General features: G+C 56.9%; 17 protein-coding genes and 1 tRNA gene. 8 read left to right on the plus strand and 10 right to left on the minus strand.

Translation table 11 applies throughout. The annotated features are described in order from the left end of the window. The first annotated feature begins 52 nt into the window (after window positions 1-52). Window positions 53-1,069 carry a zinc-dependent alcohol dehydrogenase family protein gene (locus IC235_RS05805; protein WP_191004221.1) on the plus strand — a complete coding sequence of 339 codons (1,017 nt, stop codon included), beginning with the start codon at window positions 53-55 and terminating at the stop codon, window positions 1,067-1,069. A 241-nt stretch (window positions 1,070-1,310) separates the two neighbouring features. On the opposite strand, the gene IC235_RS05810 is transcribed toward IC235_RS05805, so the two are convergent. From IC235_RS05810 to IC235_RS05830, 5 genes are all read right to left on the minus strand, one after another. Then, window positions 1,311-1,481: a hypothetical protein gene (locus IC235_RS05810; protein ID WP_191004222.1), complete on the minus strand. Its 171-nt coding sequence runs from the start codon at window positions 1,479-1,481 to the stop codon at window positions 1,311-1,313. Between the two features lie 454 nt (window positions 1,482-1,935). Further along, window positions 1,936-4,845, minus strand: coding sequence for a TonB-dependent receptor (locus IC235_RS05815; RefSeq protein ID WP_191004223.1), 2,910 nt, complete (start codon window positions 4,843-4,845; stop codon window positions 1,936-1,938). Between the two features lie 203 nt (window positions 4,846-5,048). After that, a complete protein-coding gene (locus tag IC235_RS05820; protein ID WP_191004224.1) occupies window positions 5,049-5,612 on the minus strand; it encodes an energy transducer TonB in 564 nt (187 codons plus the stop codon). Window positions 5,613-6,117: 505 nt separating this feature from the next. Next, on the minus strand, window positions 6,118-6,975 hold the full coding sequence (locus tag IC235_RS05825; RefSeq protein ID WP_191004225.1) for a maleylpyruvate isomerase N-terminal domain-containing protein: 858 nt from the start codon (window positions 6,973-6,975) through the stop codon (window positions 6,118-6,120). 268 nt (window positions 6,976-7,243) lie between these two features. After that, the gene (locus IC235_RS05830; protein WP_191004226.1) at window positions 7,244-8,383 is read right to left on the minus strand and encodes a cystathionine gamma-synthase; all 1,140 of its coding nucleotides are present in this window, start codon (window positions 8,381-8,383) and stop codon (window positions 7,244-7,246) included. Window positions 8,384-8,556: 173 nt separating this feature from the next. Between IC235_RS05830 and IC235_RS05835 the strand changes: the two genes are divergently transcribed. The 3 genes from IC235_RS05835 (at window position 8,557) to IC235_RS05845 (ending at window position 10,492) form a co-directional block, all read left to right on the plus strand. Continuing rightward, complete coding sequence (locus IC235_RS05835; RefSeq protein ID WP_191004227.1) at window positions 8,557-9,462, plus strand: DUF2167 domain-containing protein; 906 nt, start codon at window positions 8,557-8,559, stop codon at window positions 9,460-9,462. Between the two features lie 125 nt (window positions 9,463-9,587). Further along, a complete protein-coding gene (locus IC235_RS05840; RefSeq protein ID WP_191004228.1) occupies window positions 9,588-10,298 on the plus strand; it encodes a TVP38/TMEM64 family protein in 711 nt (236 codons plus the stop codon). 120 nt (window positions 10,299-10,418) lie between these two features. After that, window positions 10,419-10,492, plus strand: a tRNA-Arg gene (locus IC235_RS05845). Between the two features lie 403 nt (window positions 10,493-10,895). Here the strand turns inward: IC235_RS05845 and IC235_RS05850 are convergent. The 4 genes from IC235_RS05850 to IC235_RS05865 all read right to left on the minus strand — a co-directional run bounded on the left by IC235_RS05850 (window position 10,896) and on the right by IC235_RS05865 (window position 15,119). Then, window positions 10,896-13,667 carry a TrlF family AAA-like ATPase gene (locus IC235_RS05850; RefSeq protein ID WP_191004229.1) on the minus strand — a complete coding sequence of 924 codons (2,772 nt, stop codon included), beginning with the start codon at window positions 13,665-13,667 and terminating at the stop codon, window positions 10,896-10,898. A gap of 61 nt (window positions 13,668-13,728) precedes the next feature. Further along, a complete protein-coding gene (locus tag IC235_RS05855; RefSeq protein WP_317173536.1) occupies window positions 13,729-14,304 on the minus strand; it encodes a recombinase family protein in 576 nt (191 codons plus the stop codon). Window positions 14,305-14,312: 8 nt separating this feature from the next. Further along, complete coding sequence (locus IC235_RS05860; protein ID WP_191004231.1) at window positions 14,313-14,594, minus strand: hypothetical protein; 282 nt, start codon at window positions 14,592-14,594, stop codon at window positions 14,313-14,315. Window positions 14,595-14,873: 279 nt separating this feature from the next. After that, on the minus strand, window positions 14,874-15,119 hold the full coding sequence (locus tag IC235_RS05865; RefSeq protein ID WP_191004232.1) for a hypothetical protein: 246 nt from the start codon (window positions 15,117-15,119) through the stop codon (window positions 14,874-14,876). 415 nt (window positions 15,120-15,534) lie between these two features. Between IC235_RS05865 and IC235_RS05870 the strand changes: the two genes are divergently transcribed. Together IC235_RS05870 and IC235_RS05875 are read left to right on the plus strand one after the other, a co-directional pair. After that, a complete protein-coding gene (locus IC235_RS05870) occupies window positions 15,535-15,846 on the plus strand; it encodes a hypothetical protein (RefSeq protein WP_191004233.1) in 312 nt (103 codons plus the stop codon). 74 nt (window positions 15,847-15,920) lie between these two features. Then, the gene (locus tag IC235_RS05875; protein WP_191004234.1) at window positions 15,921-16,142 is read left to right on the plus strand and encodes a hypothetical protein; all 222 of its coding nucleotides are present in this window, start codon (window positions 15,921-15,923) and stop codon (window positions 16,140-16,142) included. Here the strand turns inward: IC235_RS05875 and IC235_RS05880 are convergent. Next, a complete protein-coding gene (locus tag IC235_RS05880) occupies window positions 16,111-16,704 on the minus strand; it encodes a Fic/DOC family protein (protein WP_191004235.1) in 594 nt (197 codons plus the stop codon). The two genes, IC235_RS05875 and IC235_RS05880, sit on opposite strands and share 32 nt — an antisense overlap. A 203-nt stretch (window positions 16,705-16,907) precedes the next feature. On the opposite strand from IC235_RS05880, the gene IC235_RS22755 reads away from it, so the two are divergent. Further along, on the plus strand, window positions 16,908-17,198 hold the full coding sequence (locus IC235_RS22755) for an integrase core domain-containing protein (protein ID WP_191004380.1): 291 nt from the start codon (window positions 16,908-16,910) through the stop codon (window positions 17,196-17,198). A 38-nt stretch (window positions 17,199-17,236) separates the two neighbouring features. Next, window positions 17,237-17,833, plus strand: a complete 597-nt coding sequence (locus IC235_RS05890) for a TetR/AcrR family transcriptional regulator (RefSeq protein ID WP_191004236.1) — start codon at window positions 17,237-17,239, stop codon at window positions 17,831-17,833. Window positions 17,834-17,840: the final 7 nt, after the last annotated feature.

Raw genomic sequence — 17,840 nt, forward strand, 5'->3', positions numbered from 1 at the left:
AAGAGTGGGGTAGATTTGAGATCTTCTTTCATTTCTTTACCTCCGCTTTTTCATGCAAGCAGTTGAATTTGGAGCAGGACATGGGGTCGCTTCCTTGCACTTAGTCCAACGGGCCGACGAGCCCTTAGCTCCCCACCAAATCCGGGTGCGCGTCCGCGCCGTTTCCCTCAACTACCGCGATTTACTCGTGGCCAACGGCGTGGACCGCTGGAAGCCCCCATTGGGCCGGATTCCCACCTCCGACGGGGCAGGGGAAGTGGTAGAAGTCGGCACCGCCGTAACCCAATGGCGACCCGGCGACCGCGTCGTCGGCTTGTTTCTTCCGCATTGGACCGGTGGGCGGATTAAGGCTGAGAGCCTGCAGCGCTCCCCGGGCGGCGCCCGATTCGACGGGTTTCTGGCCGACAACCGGGTCCTTGGCGAGGGCGAGGTGACGTCATTCCCGGACTACCTTAGCTACGAAGAAGCCGCGACCTTGCCCTGCGCCGCGCTCACCGCTTGGCATGGCCTAGTGGAAGAGGGACAAGTGCGGCCCGGGCACACGGTGCTCATCCAAGGCACCGGGGGGGTGTCGCTGTTCTCCTTGCAGTTCGCGTTGCAGGCGGGCGCCCGCGTCATCGTGCTTTCTAGCAGCGATGCCAAGCTGGACCGCGTCCGGGCACTGGGTGCCCACCACACCCTTAACTATGCCCGTACGCCCGACTGGGCACCGCTCGTGCGAGAGTTGACCGATGGGCGGGGTGTCGACCATGTGGTAGAGGTCGTGGGGGGCAATAACATCAACAAGTCCCTCGATGCCGTTGCCGTGGGCGGAACGATTTCTGTTATTGGCATCATCGACGGGTTAATGGGGGAAATCCGGACCGAGCAAATCATGGGGGGCCACGTTCGGCTCCAGGGCATCGAGGTTGGCTCCACCGAAATGTTTCAGCGGATGAACCAAGCACTGGCCACGAGCCAATTACGGCCCATTATCGACCGCATATTTTCCTTCGCTGCTTACCGGGAAGCCTACGACTATCTAAGCAGCGGCGGGCATTTCGGCAAGATTTGCATCAGCCTCCCATAATGAATCAGAGGCTTTGGAAAGCGTACACTTGAGTGGCAGCTCATTTTAGCCCTTATTCAACCAGGGAGTGTTCACAGTTAGGGCCAGGTTAAGGCTGGACTCAAGCAACGAGTAGCAAAGTAATTGGCGGTGCGCTTGCCAAAGCAGGTGGCCACGGCCCGAGAGCGTTTTAAGCCGCTGATGGCGCGTTTCATCTGGTTGCGGCCTTTGTCGAATTCGGCGTCGTAGGCCCGGGCCCGGCTCAGTTCTTCTTGCTGGTTATCAGGGCGATGGCACCGTGGAGTTGGGCGCGCTCGTAGCCGGCGGCGGCCCGGTCCGCCAGCACGGCTTGGCTGGGGCGCAGGTGGCGCACCAGTAAGCCCGATGCCTGCGGGCAGTCCCGGCTTGGCGCCGGGTCAGGGCCAAAGCACACAGGCGGCCCAACGCAACGCCACTGGAGTCGCGCTGCGTTGGGCCGCCTGTGTGCTTTGGCTGAGCGCCTGCCCGCACGGGCTGTCTTTATTTTCGCACCGGCTACTTGGTGGGAAGTACGGCGGTGAAATAGACCAGCAGGCACTGCAAGCCCGTTTCCGGTTGCACTTGGGCCAGCACTCGGGGCCATCCCCGCGCTTGGTGCCAGCGGCGAAACCGGGCGTACACCGTGTGCCAGGGCCCCCACCGCTCGGCTGACAACTCGCGCTACGGCACCCCGCAGCGGGCCCGCCAGCGCCCGTCTTTCGCCAACAAGCGCGGGTCCTTAGCCATGGTACTGGGCGAACTTTCCTGGCCCGGCACCACGGCCAAAGCTTCGTTCACGGCGCAGCAGTCAATAAACTCCGGTTTTAGGCAAACCTAAAGGTTGAGCCTAACTATCCCCCTAGCAGGCTTTACAGGGTGAAGTTTAGCCGGGCGAAGTAGTAGCCACCGTTGAACCCGAACTGGTTAGCGTTGTAGACAAAACGGTTACGGTTGGTATTGTCCAGATTGCCCGCGTAGCTCAAGTCGGGTCTGCTGGTATCGGGCTTACCATTCGGGAGCAGTGGCGGCGCGTTGAAGTTGTTGGGGTCGTTGCGGGGGTTGAGGCGAAACTTGTCGGGATACACATTAAACAAGTTATTGGCACCCAACGTGAGGCCAACCTGCTTGAGAACCTGCACGTTCACGGACAAATCCGTAACCCACTTCGCCGAGAACGTCTGGTCGAACAGCGCGGCATTGGCCGGGTTGGCATCTCTGAATTGCACTTCGCCAAAACGTACTACCCGAGCCTCAATGCCGAAGATGCCGACGCCGTAGTTGGCTGCCAGGTTAATCTTATTGCGGGGTTGGGCCGATTCGATGCGCGTGCGCTGCTGCCGGTCAAAAAGAGTGTTTTGCAGGCTAAGGTCTTCGTTGATGGTGCTGGAGGATGTATTTAAGCTGCGTACGAACGTCTCGGTGAAGTTGGCGGCCACGGTGAGGCCGAGGCGGCTCTCGCCAAAGGTCAGACGCTCGTTGGCCACAACATCAATGCCGCGGGTGCGCGTGTTAATCGCATTGGCAAAGAATTGGACCCGGCTCACATCGGGACGGGATGCCAGGATTTGGTCCACCGTGGGCTGTTGAGCCGGCGGCAAAGTGGAAGGTGGGTTGCTCTTGGCAAACTGCGAGGAGAGCACGATTCTATCATTGATGTCAATTTGGTAGGCATCCACAGTGAGCGTGATGGTTTGAGCGACCCGAGCGGTTATACCCAAACTATAGTTCACCGACTTTTCTTGCTTGAGGGCACCTACCCCGAAGCCCTTCTGACCCGGCGTCGAGAAACTGTTGCGAACAATGGGGTCATCGTTATTTACCGTGAGCACCTGATTAGGCAGCCCGCTTATAAATTGGGTGCTGGTGTTGGTGAAATAACGCTGCTGAAGAGAGGGAGCGCGGAAGCCATTGCCAATCGAGCCACGCAAGGCCAGCCCGTCGAGGATGCTGAAACGGGCGGCCGCCTGGCCGCTCACGTTCGAGCCAAAGTCGCTGTAGTTTTCGGCCCGGCCCGCCAGACGCAGCAGCAGCTTCTCGGTTACGTCACTTTCGAGGTCGAGGTAGCCGGCCACGTTGGAACGCGACTTGTCTACTTCATCGCTGGGCTGGTAGCCCGGAAATACCTGCGCCCCGGCCGCTTTGGTTCCACCAATGGGGTTAGCGTTGAGATAGGAATTTCGTTCACCGGCCCCAATCTGGAACTGGTCGACGCGGTATTCCCCACCGAAGGCAACGTTTAACGTCGCCAGCGGGCCGACTTCCGAGAATCTACGCGAAAAGCCCAGGTTGGTGGTATTCTGGCCGAAGCGCAGCTTGCCCGCGTAAAATTCGGTTTGGTTGCGGATGCCGGGTCCCTGCGGCAGCGAGGCGTTTACGGTATTGGTAATGTCGAAGCGCAGCTCGTTGCGGCCGTAGGTGTTGCTCAGGTCAACGGCAAAGCCGGCGAGGCTGGCCCGCAGGCCGACAATGGCCGACTGGTCGTCGATGGTGGTGTTGATGAAAGGCAGGAAGCCGTTCGGGAAAATCGTGAGGTCGCTTTGCGCAGGCTGGTTGGGCAGGCGGTAAAAGCCAGCGGCCTTGCCCGTGCGGTGCGTCACACCACCCGCTACGTAAGCCTCCACGCCGCCGCCCAGCCGGTAAGCCGCATTCAGAAAACCGCCGTAGTTGCGCGACTCCGAGTTGCCTACCCGCATGTTTTTACGGTCGAAGCCGTTTTGGGCCACCAACGCATCGTCCTGGGCTTTGAGGGCCCGGCGCTCCGCCTCATTGAGGGGAATAGAGCTGGGGATGTTATCCGGATTGGGCTGCCCCGCTCCGGGATAAGCCGGATTAGGCTTCGAGGGGTAATTGCCGCCGTTGCCCCCCAAGTACATAAGCGGAGCGGTGTCCTCAAAGGTCCGGTTGGTGTAGCCGCGGTTCAGGAATTGCCCACTCACATCCAGAAAGCCGCGGCCGCCCAGCCCAATGCCAATGTTGGCATCGCCTTGAATCACCCGGCCGTCGCCTTCATACGTTTGGCCGCCGGTGGCGCTGGCGGTTACCCCGGTTGAATCATTCTTCAGCTGAATGTTGATAACGCCGGCAATGGCATCGGAGCCGTACTGGGCGGCGGCACCTTCGCGCAGCACTTCGATGCGCTTGATCGAAGCCAGGGGAATAACGTTCAAGTCGGTACCCACCGAGCCCCGGCCCACGGTACCATTGATGTTAACCAAGGCCGAGTTGTGGCGGCGCTTGCCGTTTACCAGCACGAGCACCTGGTCCGGGCCTAACCCGCGCAGAGAAGCGGGGTCCACATGGTCGGTGCCATCGGAAATGGCTTGCCGCGACGACTGAAACGAAGGCGCCGCGTAAGTGAGTACCTGCGAGACATCGGTTTGCGCGAAGGCCTTGATCTCGCGCGCCGAAATAACGTCGACCGGCGCGGTGGTGAGGATGTTGGAGCGACCCTCGCTGGCGCGGGAGCCCGTCACGACGACTTCGTTGAGGTCCTGGGCGCTCACTTGCATTGTCACGTCGAACGTGTTGCGCCCGTCCACCGGCACGGATTGGGTTTGAAAGCCAATGGCGGAGAAGATAAGCGTAGCATCCGGGCTCACTTCCAGGGCGAAGTTGCCGTTGCTGTTGGTAGCCAAGCCATTGGTGGTGCCTTTCTCGAGCACCGTAGCCCCTGGAATAGCCTCGCCTCGGCTGCCGAGTACGCGCCCCGAGACGGATATTTTCTGGGCGTTAGCTGTTAATCCTAGCAGGACGAACAGCAACAGTAAGAGTTGTTTCATGAAGAAATGCAGATGTAGAAAGTTAAAAGGTTAAGCTGCTTTTCACAATAGCTCCGTTGCTACCGCGACGTGTTGGTTTACTGGAATTTTGAAATAGCCCCGGGGCTCCCACCCCGGTATTTTCTTGTTTGGATTGCTCAAGGCTCATCCGTGAATGAAGTAGAACTGCCAATATACTTCGATCTTAAACAGAAGCAAGAGCCTTATTTTAAGCGGAAGGTGAAAGGCAATTCATACACGACGGGCAGCGCCTTGGTGCCCAGCCGGCCCGGTAGCCACTGGTCGGGCACGGTGCGGGCCACGCGCAGAGCCTCTTCGTCGCAGCCACTGCCGATGCCGCGCACTACCTGGTAGTCGCTGAGATGCCCGAGGGTATCGACCACGAATGACACCACTACCCGACCCTGCACGTTGCGGGCCTCCGCCGCGGGTGGGTACCTGAGCTTGGACGTGTAAGCGGCCAGGGCCTCGTGCCCGCCAATGAACCAGGGTGGCTGCGTTAATTGGATGCTCTCCCAGCGGCCGCGGGAAACTTCAGCCTTGTACAGTTTGTCGTCGGGCCGGCAATACACCAGCTTGTTGGCCGTGTGGTCATAACGCTGGGTTACGACTCGCTCACCCAGGGCGGAGTAGCTGTAGTACTCCCATTCGCCTACTTTCTCCCCTTTCTCCAGGACGCCGCTTTCCCAGGTAGTCGACCGCTGCCGCTGAGCAGTTGCCGCAAACGGCAATAGCAATAAAGTACAAAATAGTAGAACTTTGTTCATAGGAGAATAGAGATCATGGCATAACTTTGCGAAAAGCACTTTTAGTGCCAGATCAGCGCAATATACTGGGTTCTCACGGATGTGGCCATCATTCTTCTTCCCAATTCCTATTTTCTCTTTTTTGCCCTATTTCTTACTAATACAATCCTGCCAGGCGCAGGGCCACGGCAACGCATGGTCCGGGCGCGGGTCAGGCCGCTGGCCACCGGGGCCTATGGCCGCTATCCCCCCCGTTCCGGCACTTCGCCACTCACGAAACGCCAAGCTGAACGGCCTTACTGCAAGACCAGCGGCTGCTCAGCAGGCAGTAGCTGCCGGTGCCCGCGCTACCAGCTACGGGGCAAGTATTAGCTTTTAGCGCTCCATCCCCACGTGGGAGCCAACGGTAGTCAGGCGGGAGCTGAGGCATTCCTGACCGTTACGAAGCAGGCTGCCGAATGGACCTTGGCATAGCGTTCTTACCGCTACACCTCGACAGCACCGGGCCCAGACCGGGCAGCGAGCATCAGGCCATTACGGCTACTAAGCGCAGTACCGCTTCCCCCAACTGCTCGCTGCCGATAAGCCGCGCCTGCGAGCGGGCCTCGACTGGGCTGAGCCCTTTGGTGAAGAGCCGCCAGGCGGTATCGGCAGGCAGGACGACTTCGGCCGCTGGCACCGCCTGGGCATCGAGTGGTTGGAAACCCCAGGCGGCCGGGGCTTTCACCAGTTGCCAGCCATTGCCGCGCAGGCCCTCAATGCGGACCTGTACTACCGTGCCAACGGGGGCGGCAACTTCCCGGTAAGCATGCGGCAGCCCGCGCAGCAGCGTTTCGATGAAGGGGCCAAACAACTCCTCGCTCAGCAGCCCCGGTCCGCCCACCGCCGCGTGAATCTGCTGCTGGTGGTGCCACTTTTCGGTGTACTCGCGGGCTACGTGAAACCAGTTGGCCGACTCCGTTTCGCCGGCCCACCCCACGGCGAAAGCCGCCGGAGCGAACGGGTCGAGCGTAGCCAGGAAAGCCGTGTACTCAGCCCCCGACTGCGCCAGCAGGTCAATCAGGATGGTTGGGCTGAGGCGCCGGGCGGCCCGCACCCAGTCGCCATTCAGGCGGTTGAGGAAGGTTACCAGGCCATCGTAAGAGTGAGGGTCGTCGGGGGCTTCGGCGAAATACCCGTCGCGCAGCATCGACAGCGAGCGCAGGTTGCCGTCGAGCAGATGCGCCGCCACGTCTTTCACCGTCCACTGCCGGGCCAAGGTAGGCCGCTGCCAATCAGCGGGCGACAACGACCGCAGCAGCTCGGTCAGCAGCTGGTCCAGCACCGGAAACAAAGGCAGGACGTTAATAGGAGCAGTTGGTGAAGGAGCCAGAGGAGTAGTCATCAGGTAAGCTCGCGTTTTATGGTATGAGCTGCGCACCGGGTAGTCGGCGCTACCGCGCTTCAAAAATAATGTTGTACACGGCAGTCACTTTGATTTTGCGCAGGTTCGGGGGTGAGAATCCCGCTCGCATTACCTAATGTCCCGCCGATGCTGATTCTCTTATCCAAAAAACGCTAGCGCCCAGGTCTTCAAGTAGCATTAAAACAAAAGCGCCGGACTGCTGGTCTGGGCAGTCCGGCGCTTCCGGTTTAGCTTAGCCGATGCTGCGCTAGCCGATGGCCTGCGCCAGGTCCTCGATCAAGTCTTCGGCGTCCTCGATGCCCACGCTGAGGCGGATAAGCGAGTCGCTCAGGCCGGATTTACGGCGCTGCTCGGCCGGGATGCTGGCGTGGGTCATGCTGGCGGGGTGGCCGCTGAGGCTTTCGACGCCGCCCAGGCTTTCGGCCAGGGTGAAGTAGTGGAATTTCTCGAGCACGGCGATGGCATCCTCCTGGCGGTCGCCCTTCAGCACGAAGGAAATCATGCCGCCGAAGTCCCGCATTTGCCGGGCAGCCACGGCGTGGTTGGGATGGTTCTCGAAGCCGGGCCAGTACACTTTCTCTACTTTGGGGTGCTGGCGGAGGAATTCGGCCACGGCACGGCCGTTCTCGCAGTGCCGCTGCATGCGCAGGTGCAGCGTTTTCAGGCCCCGCAGCACCAGGAAGCAGTCCTGCGGGCCGGGCGTGCCGCCGCAGGCATTTTGCAGGAAGCGCAGCCGCTCATGCAGCTCATCATCCTTCACCACGAGGGCGCCCATCACGGTATCGGAGTGGCCGGCCATGTACTTGGTGAGCGAGTACATCACGATGTCGGCCCCCAAATCCATGGGCGTTTGCAGGTAGGGCGTGCTAAAGGTGTTGTCGACGGCCAGCAGGGCGCCGCACTCCCGGGCCACGGCCGCCGCGGCGGCAATGTCGATAACGTTCAGCAGGGGGTTGGTGGGGGTTTCGACCCAGATCAGCTTGGTCTTGGGGCCGGCTACGGCGCGCACGGCGGCCATATCGTGCATGGGCACGAAGTGAAATTTAATGCCCAGCGGCTCGTACACTTTCGTGAACAGGCGGTAGCTGCCGCCGTAGAGGTCATTGGTCGAAATTACTTCGTCGCCGGGCTGCAGCAGCTTGGCCACGCAGTCGATGGCCGCCATGCCCGTGGCGAAGGCCAGCCCGTGCCGGCCGTTGTCGAGGGCGGCCAGGGCATCCTGCAGCTGGGAACGGGTGGGGTTGTGGGTGCGCGAGTACTCGAAGCCTTTGTGGTCGCCGGGCGAGCGCTGCACGTAGGTCGAGGTCTGGTAAATGGGCGTCATGATGGCCCCGGTGGCGGGGTCCGGGTGGACGCCGGCGTGAATGGCTTTGGTGGCGAATTTCATGGAAGCAAAAATATAATTTTAAGACGATCAGCCAGAACAAAGCGGTGAGCTAGTCCGCCTTGGGCCGGCAAGTTACGGCGGCCAGCCAAGGCTAAGCCGAAATCTGGGCCCAGGTTATATTCGCAGGTTCGAGCATTTTCCGACATCTCACCATCTCCAAATTTGTGCGCAACATGAAACAACTCTTACTGCTTTTTATTTGCCTGCTTTGGGGCGGGGCCGCCTTTGCCGCGTCGAGCCCGGTGCTCTCGGCCGCCGATTCGGTAGCGCGCTGGCAGAAGGCCCAGCGGGCCTACGTCGATTCCATCGACCGCACGCTCCACTACCAGCAAGGCCACCTCAAGCTGCCCGGCGGCGTGGCCGAGCTGACGGTGCCCCGCGGATTTCGCTTTCTCGACTCGGCCCAGACGGCGCGGGTGCTCACCACCATCTGGGGCAACCCCAAGAGCGAATGCCTGGGCATGCTGCTGCCCGAAAAATACAGCCCGGCCGAGGGCGATTCCTGGGCCTACGTTATTCGGTACGACCCCATGGGCTACGTGAAAGACAGTGATGCCGAAGACATCGACTACAACGAGCTGCTGGAGGAAATGCAGAACGATACGCGCGAGGGCAACAAGGAGCGGGAGGCCGCGGGCTTCGAGCCGGTGTACCTGCTGGGGTGGGCCGCCAACCCCTTCTACGACCAGCAGAAGAATGCCCTGCACTGGGCCAAGTCCCTGCGCTTCGGCAACAGCCCCGACACGACCCTCAACTACAACGTGCGCCTGCTCGGCCGCAAGGGCGTGCTCGTGCTCAATGCCGTGGGCGTGCCGCGCCAGCTGAGCGAAATCAGGGCCAGCATTCCCGGGCTGCTGGCCAACGTGACTTTTGCCAAAGGGGAGCGGTACGCCGACTTCAACCCCAGCCTCGACGAAGTGGCCGCCTACACCATCGGGGGCCTGGTGGCCGGCAAGGTGCTGGCCAAAGTCGGCCTGTTCGCCCTGATTCTCAAGTTCTGGAAGTTGGGCCTGCTGGCCTTGGGTGGGGCCTGGGCCGCCCTCAAGCGGTTTTTGGGGTTCGGCGCGAAAGAATCCTGACCCCGCGACCGACCACTAGCTCAAGCGTAGCGTAAAGGCTCGGTACTGACGAGGCCGTTCGGGTGGGCTCACGAGCCCATCTTGAGTGGCCTGACCTGAGCGGCTCCGCCCTACCTTCGCGGTCCATGAAATTTCTGCGCGAGCTTCTCCAGAAAAACTTCTCCACCCTGCTCACCATGTTTCTGCTGGTGGCGGTGCCGCTGGCGGGCTCATCGTCGCTGCTGATGCTGCTGCGCCAGCAGCCTACGCTCCTGCAGGGGCTGAGCCCCGGCCAGCAGCTACTGTACTTCGTGGTCATTGCCTTCACCATGGCCAGCGCCCTCACGCCCACCACGTTCGTGGCCATCGTGACGGGGTATTACTTCGGCTGGCCCGGCGTGGCGGGCGTGGTGCTGGCTTATGCGCTGGCTTCCGCCATCGGCTACGAGCTGGCCCAGCGCATCGACCACGGCAAGCTGCGCCAGTTCCTGCACCTGTTTCCCAAAGCGGAAGCCGTACTCGGCGAGCTGCAGCACCAGAACTGGCAACTCATCCTCCTCACCCGCCTCTCCCCCGTGCTGCCCTTCGCCCTGATGACGTTTGTGCTAGCCATCGTGGGGGTGCCGCGGCGGCGCTTTCTGCTGGCTTCGGTAGTAGGCATGCTGCCGCGCAGCCTGTTCTTTTACTGGCTGGGCACCGAGGCTTCCAACGTGCTGGCCCTGCTGCACGACCCGGATCAGGGCCGGCTGAGCAAAGTCTTCCTGGTTAGCCTGGTGGCGGCTTCGCTTTTCGGGCTGCTCGTCGTTTTCAACCGGGCCTTACAAAAGGCCTTGCGCGGCGCCACCGACAATCCGTAAAATGTTGAGTTGATTATTAGCCAATTACTGGCTCAAATCGCTTTTTATCACGAAAAAAGTGCTCCCGGCTTGCACTGCCGCCTTTTTCTCCCTTACCTTTGCGCTCCCAACACGGGAACAGGTTGTGTAGCTCAATTGGATAGAGCATCTGACTACGAATCAGAAGGTTTAAGGTTCGACTCCTTACACGACCACGAAAAAGGCCCTCAGCATCACGCTGAGGGCCTTTCTTCTTTTAGGGGGGCAAAAAGGGGGGCACAAAAGGCAAGGGGGGCGTATTCCTACCCTCACTGATTCAGCTTCTGGCTGAGAATTATGAAAAATGGCCCATTAAGCTAATTTCGCAGTTTTTGGAAAATAGGGGGCAAAAAGGGTGGCATTGCTTACAATGCACTTACTATTTGGGCAGTAGCTGCCCGGCTCCTCACACGAACACAAAAAAGACCCTCACAGCACTGTGAAGGTCTTTCTATTTACTCGTCAGAAATAATGATACCTGCTGCTTCCTATCTGGCTGATCTCATTTCAGCACCCCTTGCTACTAAAAAGGTATCACAGATGTTGCGGACTTACTTTTTGTGAGTCCGTATTAAGTTCTCAGAAATTATATTTGAGGCGACGTAGTTCAAAGGCATTTTTGCCTCCTTCCATAGTCTGAGTAATAGCATCTCGAACGGTAGGCAAATCAATTGCACCTATTTCATTAATACTGCCAGCATTGAGGTCAACTACTAACTCAGCATCACCATTAACAACAAGGTTGGCATTGTGTGTGGCAAAAATCAATTGTTTCTGAGACTTAGCTGCATGTATTGCCGAGACTATATCCCCAATAATGCGATTGTCTAAGCCCTCTTCTGGTTGGTCTAGCAGGAGCGGTCCACCAGTTTGTCTCATTAGCACATTTAGAAGAATTGTTGCTTTTTCCCCTTGTGAGGCTTGGCTGAATTCAACTTCTCTGCCCTTCTGCTTATGCATCAATTTTACTCTAGGACGAGATACAGCTGTAAGCGCTTGACTAACGCGTTCTACACTTAACATGTCACAAAACCTGCCCAGGCCACCAGCGTCGATAGTTTCATCCAATATTGGCAAAGTAGGTCGTGCCTCTGTCATAGAAAGGCCGCTGATTTTCCATCGGAAGGCATCAAGTACTTCATTTAGTAATCTCCACCAAACAGCAACTGCATCAGTTCCTTTTAGAGTATCTACTAGCTTATTTATACGCTCACTTCTAACACCAGAACCTTTAAAAAGGGTAGCTATAGCATCAACCATTTCAGATATATCATCCGTCAGCGATAATTTAGCGCTGGCTTGACCATTCGTAAGCTCAACCAATTTGGCAGCGCTTGAACTAGTTAATTGACGCAGCAATGCTTGCTGAGCAGAGTAATCCCCGCTCTGCCTAGTTATCTCTACTGTATATGCTTGAAGGTCCTCCATCTTAGCAGTCAATTCATCACGATTAGCCTGTTGCTGAAGTTGCTGCTGCTCTAAAAAAGTGAGTCTTTGTAAATCCGCAGTAAATTTTTCTGCTTGACTTAATGCTACACTGTACTGCACATTATGCTCATTCAGTACAGATTTCCATGATTCTTTATTAATTTCTAATTTTTGCTCAAATGCTTCGCTAGCAGCAATTATAATTCTGAAAGCATCTGTTACAGCTGTTAATTCCTCTCTTAAAGCACCAGCAATAAGCTGAGCAGCGTCAGCTAAAGGGAGTGATAATATTGTCAGATTTTTCTCCGAAACAGCCAAATGAGTCTCAAATGCACTAACCAGATTTCCTTGAGATTCGGTATACTCGTTAATTAAGTTTTTGAGCCAACGGCTAGTTTGCCCAACTATTTGGTGACGGTCTAAGATGTCTTGGGTACCTGAATCCAGTCCTCCAAGGCCCTTTTTAATACTATCAATACCCGCTTTTGTAGTAATAAGCTGAGCATCGATTTGGCGACGCTGACCTTCTAGTCGCCAATACTCTACAGCTTGGCCCAGCAATCTACGTAATTCGCCATCTATATCTTTTATTGCCTTATTTACACCATCAAAAGAGGCCTGATCTGGAGCAGTAATTAATTCAAATAGGCGCTTTTCAGCTTTTCCTTCGCCAAGGTGAGATAGTTCGCCTTGGCTATATGCCTGGATAGGAAATAGCTTCTTAGCATCACTCATGCTAATAGACTTCTCTTGCCCGCCTACTTGCATAACAATCCTATCTGGATTGGCATGCGAACGTGTAATATGGATAGAAACACCATCCTGTATCAAGACTACCTCTACTTCGCTTGAGGCATTTAATGTTGCTTCGAGTAATGCTTTCCTGCGTTCATAAGTTGGGTCCCAATCGGAACCCCGTCCTTCCAAAGCGGATATTCCAAGGGCATAACGTACATATTCCAGCAGGGTGGATTTACCCGAACCACGCCCACCGATTACAGACGAAAACTGAGGGCTAAAGTGTAGAGCTTCATCTAAATGAAGGTATGCCGCATTCTTCACACTTACTGACTCTATATAGAGAGTGGGAGGTTTAGTGGCAGTATACGAAATACGTGAATCTGCCGCTAGCATAGCTTGGCGTAACGATTCGGCAGTTGGGGCTGCTAACTTAAGCCAAGTAGGAAAAGCTCCAAGATCACTGAAGTCAGCAATACGAGAGTCTGATGTACTAATGATTCCCCTTGCTCCGCCCCAATCAACAGTCTGACCAGTTACTCGGTGATAAGCTTTTGTCCTAAGGTCTGTCGGATATTTTTTATCTAAATAAAGCCCAACATAAGGCATCTCTGCAAAACGTTTGTGAAACCCATCTCTAACAATGTGTTTATAACCATCTGCTGTAACATTAGGCATTATAATAAACCTACCTACAAGCTCCGGGTCAGCATCGAGAATTATTTGAAGTTTCTCAAGGTCATGATTCATGACCTTGACTTCGATTCCTACCCGCTTATTTTCTTCTACATCTGCCTTTAACCCTAATGCATTTCTCGCCTTATCAAATAATGCTCTCGGGATATCATGGTCAAATAGAATTAAAGCCTGTACGGAGTCCCGGCAAGTCAATTCCATTCCGGGCATAAACCAGAGATCCACACCTTGATTCTTTCGTCTTTCAACCTCGTTCCATACATACCAACAGTACACGCCTTCATGGTGGTCTGTTAATGCAGCGACTTGAATTCCTTTAGCAACACAGGCATCTACAAACTCAGCAGCCCATTTTATTCTCTTTGTAATTATCTCATGTTCTGTAAGTTCTGCTCGGCTGTCATCAGGACGCCCACCTACCCAATTGGCATCACGAGGAGAATGAATCTGTAAATCTGTTTTTCTGTAAGTAGCTCCTCGGTGGCTCATGGTAGAATTGTGATGAAGTAAATGATTTTAAAAGCTTGGATATCCCCTTGGATGATATTAATCAGTCCGCAACTAGATACTTGTGCATCGTCGCTACTGGCACTCCCGTAACGACCTGAATTTTTTTAAAGCTTAGCCCCTCCCCGCGTAACCGGCGCAGCTCCGCTACTTTGGCTGGGTCGAGGGTAGGACGGCCGGGCTTCTTGGTGCTACGTGCCTGCCCTGCCTTGATGCGCTCGGAGAAGCGTGCCCGCTCCTGTTTGGCAATGGCAGCGAGGATAGCCACGATGGCGTCCTTGAACACGCCAGTGCTATCGAGGTACTGCTCGGTGAAGGACTTGAATTGCACGCCGACAGCGTTCAGCTTTTGCAGATGATTGAGCGTCTCGGTCACACCTTCCCGGCTGAAGCGGTCTAGGCTCCAGAACAGTACCACGTCGAAGCGCCGCTGGTGGGCATCGACGAAGAGTTGCTGAAACTGGGGGCGCTCGGCCGTGCCACCGCTTTCCTGGTCGCAGTACTCCTGATAGATGGTATAGCCTAGCCGCTCGGCAAAGGCACGCAGTTCCAGAAGCTGGTTGTCGTTAGTTTGGCCCTTGTCGCGGGTAGAGACGCGGGCGTATATGGCGCAAGTCACCACTTCTACTAAATGCTGCCCGCCTGCCACTCAGTTCTGAATGAATAAGGGTCAACGCTCAGAAGGAAGCTAGCTGCAATTTGCCATTTTTCTAGATTGGATGGTCCAATAATCAAGACACTGTCATCAACAATATCGACGGCAATGATTTTATCTGGGTATCTCTCTTCCAAAATGTCGCGGATTCGATTTGAGTGATCAAACTTCAGAACCTCTCTCATCTTGATTGTACCATAATGAATGGAGTGCTGTCCATCGTACTTGACGTTGACATAGTAGTAGTGAGCCATTTTATTTTGCTTTAATGCGTCCGTAAAACTACTGTTTTTCGAATGGATTCCTAAACCACGTCAAAGGTCCTAAAAACGCAGCTTTAGGGGCCATTTTTGGGGAGGGTTTTCCGAACGCCCTTCTGTTCAAATTAGATTTCTTTTTTGAACACTTTCCGACACCCATCAGAAGATCCCGAAAATGCAGATTTTCGGGGTCTTCTGATGGGTGTAATTTAAGCACCTGCTTTACACCCAAATTCCGTTTTCGTAGCGCACCTGCTTGGCCTCTTCAACCGACTACTGCAGGCCCTGCACATCCAGGCGCACGTCTAGCTCCCAAGCCCAACTGCGCACCTCGGCCAGGCCACGGTTCATCGACCGCATCTCGCCCAGGATAGCGGTCAGCACTTTGTTCATAGTAGTGCCATCCGAGCCCAGCCCGGCAAACACCTGGTCGGTGCTCAGCGGAGCCGACGCGGAGGTCGTGCCACCTTCACAGAATCCGCGCACCCGCTTGGCCTCAACCCAGTTTTCGAAGGCCACCACCTGAGCGTCTTTGCGCAGCTAGGGGGGAATGACACCCTCGTCCTCGTGCACCAGACCAGATACCCGCCCTCAGCGCAAGCACCTACTACCCGTGTGCGTAAATCCTTCGGAGTACGGTTTCGTACACGCACTCATAACCGCTTATAGACAACTGAAAGTAACGCTGCTTTCATTGAGCAAAGCGCGTTTAAGGCATCACTGTTTCGCTATACTTCCTGAAATTAGCAAGCATGCAGTTTCTGCTACTCGCCCTACTGCTGCCGGCCTTAGCCTCAGCCCAAACCCGAAAGTCGCCTGTGCCAGTTCTGGGACGCATCCCCACTGCCAGCGCACCAACGGCGCTGCAACGGGCAATAGCGGCGCACTCCGAACCCAGAAAGGGCAGGCCGAAGACGTAGCGCAGAGGAAAATCGTGTACGGCGATATGGATGGCGACGGGGTGCTGGATGCCGCCGTGCAATACGCCCTCGACAATACCGAGGGCAATAGCTGGGGCCAATCCCTTGCCGTTTTTCTTGCTAAACAAGGGGGGTACAAGCTAGCTGCCGACGAAGTAGTGGGCGGCAAGTACTTCCGCATGTTCGATATCGTACAAATTGTCGGGCACGAAATAATTGGTCAAACCCGGACCTGCCCCGGCACGGATCCCCAAGGCGTATGCCATAACCCCCTCAAGAAGCAGGTAAGGTTGGTCTTAATGGGCGCCAACCTGCGGGAAAAATAGCTATTCCCCAAGCCCCTCCGCATACCCTGCGGAGAACAACGGCCGGGCTGGTCGAACGGCACGGCCGATGAACTTTGCCCGTACCTTTGCCCTTTTACTTGGGTATTCTCCTCTTCGCCATGAAACTCCGCGAACGTTACCGCCAGTTGCAGGATCCCGCCGTGGTTAAGGCCATGGTCGTGCGCTCGGTGTACGCCTCGATGGCGCTGGAGGACCAGGCTGTCCCCCTGGCGCGGCTCGAGGCCCTCTACGAGCAAACGGCCCCTATCCCCCCAGCGGGCGCAGTTGCGCGCTGATCAGTGCCTGCAGCGGGCCCAGGTCATAGGCGTCTGCCTGGCGGATGGCCTGCAAGTACTGGGCCCGCTCTTCTCCGTTTTTGCGGTGATATAGTCCCACATGCTGGTAGCCGTAGTTGTAGGCGAGCAAGTTGGTGAACAAGCGCGCCGTCCGGCCGTTGCCATTGACGAACGGGTGGATGGCCACGAGCCGGTGATGCGCGTACGCCAACAACCCGGCCACGTGCGCTTCGGCAGGTACATCAGGCAGCTGGGTTTGCCGGTGGCGCAGCTCGTCGACAAATTCGTACAACAGCTGCGGCACGCGGTTCGCTGGCGGCGGTAGGTAGGCGCCTACGTTGGGCACCTGCGTGCGCCAGCGTCCGGCCCAGTCGTAGAGGTGGCCAAAGGCGCGCCGGTGCAGGTCCTGCAACAAGCTAACCGAGAGGTCAGCCGGGTAGTCAAAGTCTTCGAGCAGGTAGCGTTCGACCCGCGTCACGCCCAGCGCTTCCTGTTCGTTGAGTGCAGCTTTGTCGGTCAAGCCGAGTAAATTGTCCTCCGGTGCGTCGGTATAATGCCCCATGCCTCCAAAGGTAACCGGTCCAAATAGGCCAACTAACGCCTAAAGCAAGGAGTGTTCAATTAAACGGCCTGACTAGCCGCCGTAAAACAGCCCTAGCAGGGTAGCAGTCCAAAGGGCCCCATACAGCGGCCAAGCACTCAACGCACAGGTCCCGAGTAGCAGCAAAACGCCCGTCCAGCGGTGCATTCGTCCCAGCGCGGCGTATCCGTCACGGGCCCGCAGGAGCACGGCGCGGCAACTGCTACAACAACGCCCAAGCCGAGTCCTACTGGAGCCGGCTTAAAACCGAACTACTCGATGGCGGCAGCTTCCCCAACCTAGAAGAGGCTCGCTTCGAACTCGCCCACTACATCGCCCACTACATCGCCCACAACGAAGGCCGGCATTCTGACTTGATTACCAATCACCTAATTGCTTTAAAACCCAACTTCAAACAACGTCCCAAAAGTGTCCACCCTCAACCGAAATTTTTTCCGGGCCGGTTGCATTTTTGATACCGAATGGTATATTTGCTCTCGTTCCAGCAATTTCCATGTCCAAAGCCGAGCGCACCCGCCAGTTCATTATTGAGCAAACGGCCCCTGTTTTTAACAAGCAGGGCTACGCGGGCACGTCCCTGAACGACCTGACGGCCGCCACCGGGCTGACCAAGGGTGCCATCTACGGCAACTTCGAGAATAAGGAGGAGGTCGCGCTGGCGGCCTTTGAGCACAACCTCGCGTTTGTATCCAACGGGCTGCGGGCTAGCGCGACCCAAACGGCCCCGGCCCGCGAGAAGCTGTTGGCCCTGCCGCGCTTCTACCGGCACGCCTACGCCGAATTGCGCGCCCGGGGCGGTTGCCCCATCCTCAACACGGCCGTGGAAGTTGACGACGGCCCCCCCTCTCCCCTCCGTCGGCGGGTGGAGGAAACCCTGCGCGGCTGGCGCGGCAACCTCGTGCGCATCATCGAGGCTGGGCAGCAGGCCGGCGAGCTCAAGCCCGCAGCTGATGCGCTTCGTTACGCGACGGTCTTCATGGCGCTCATTGAAGGCGGCGTGCTCCTGGCCAAAGCGACCAACGACCCCCAGGCGCTGTTCACGACCCTCGACCACTTAGAACAGCTGATTGAAACGGAACTGGTTGCCTGACCTTTTT

The sequence above is a fragment of the Hymenobacter montanus genome, from assembly GCF_014699115.1.
GTDB classification, from domain to species: domain Bacteria; phylum Bacteroidota; class Bacteroidia; order Cytophagales; family Hymenobacteraceae; genus Hymenobacter; species Hymenobacter montanus.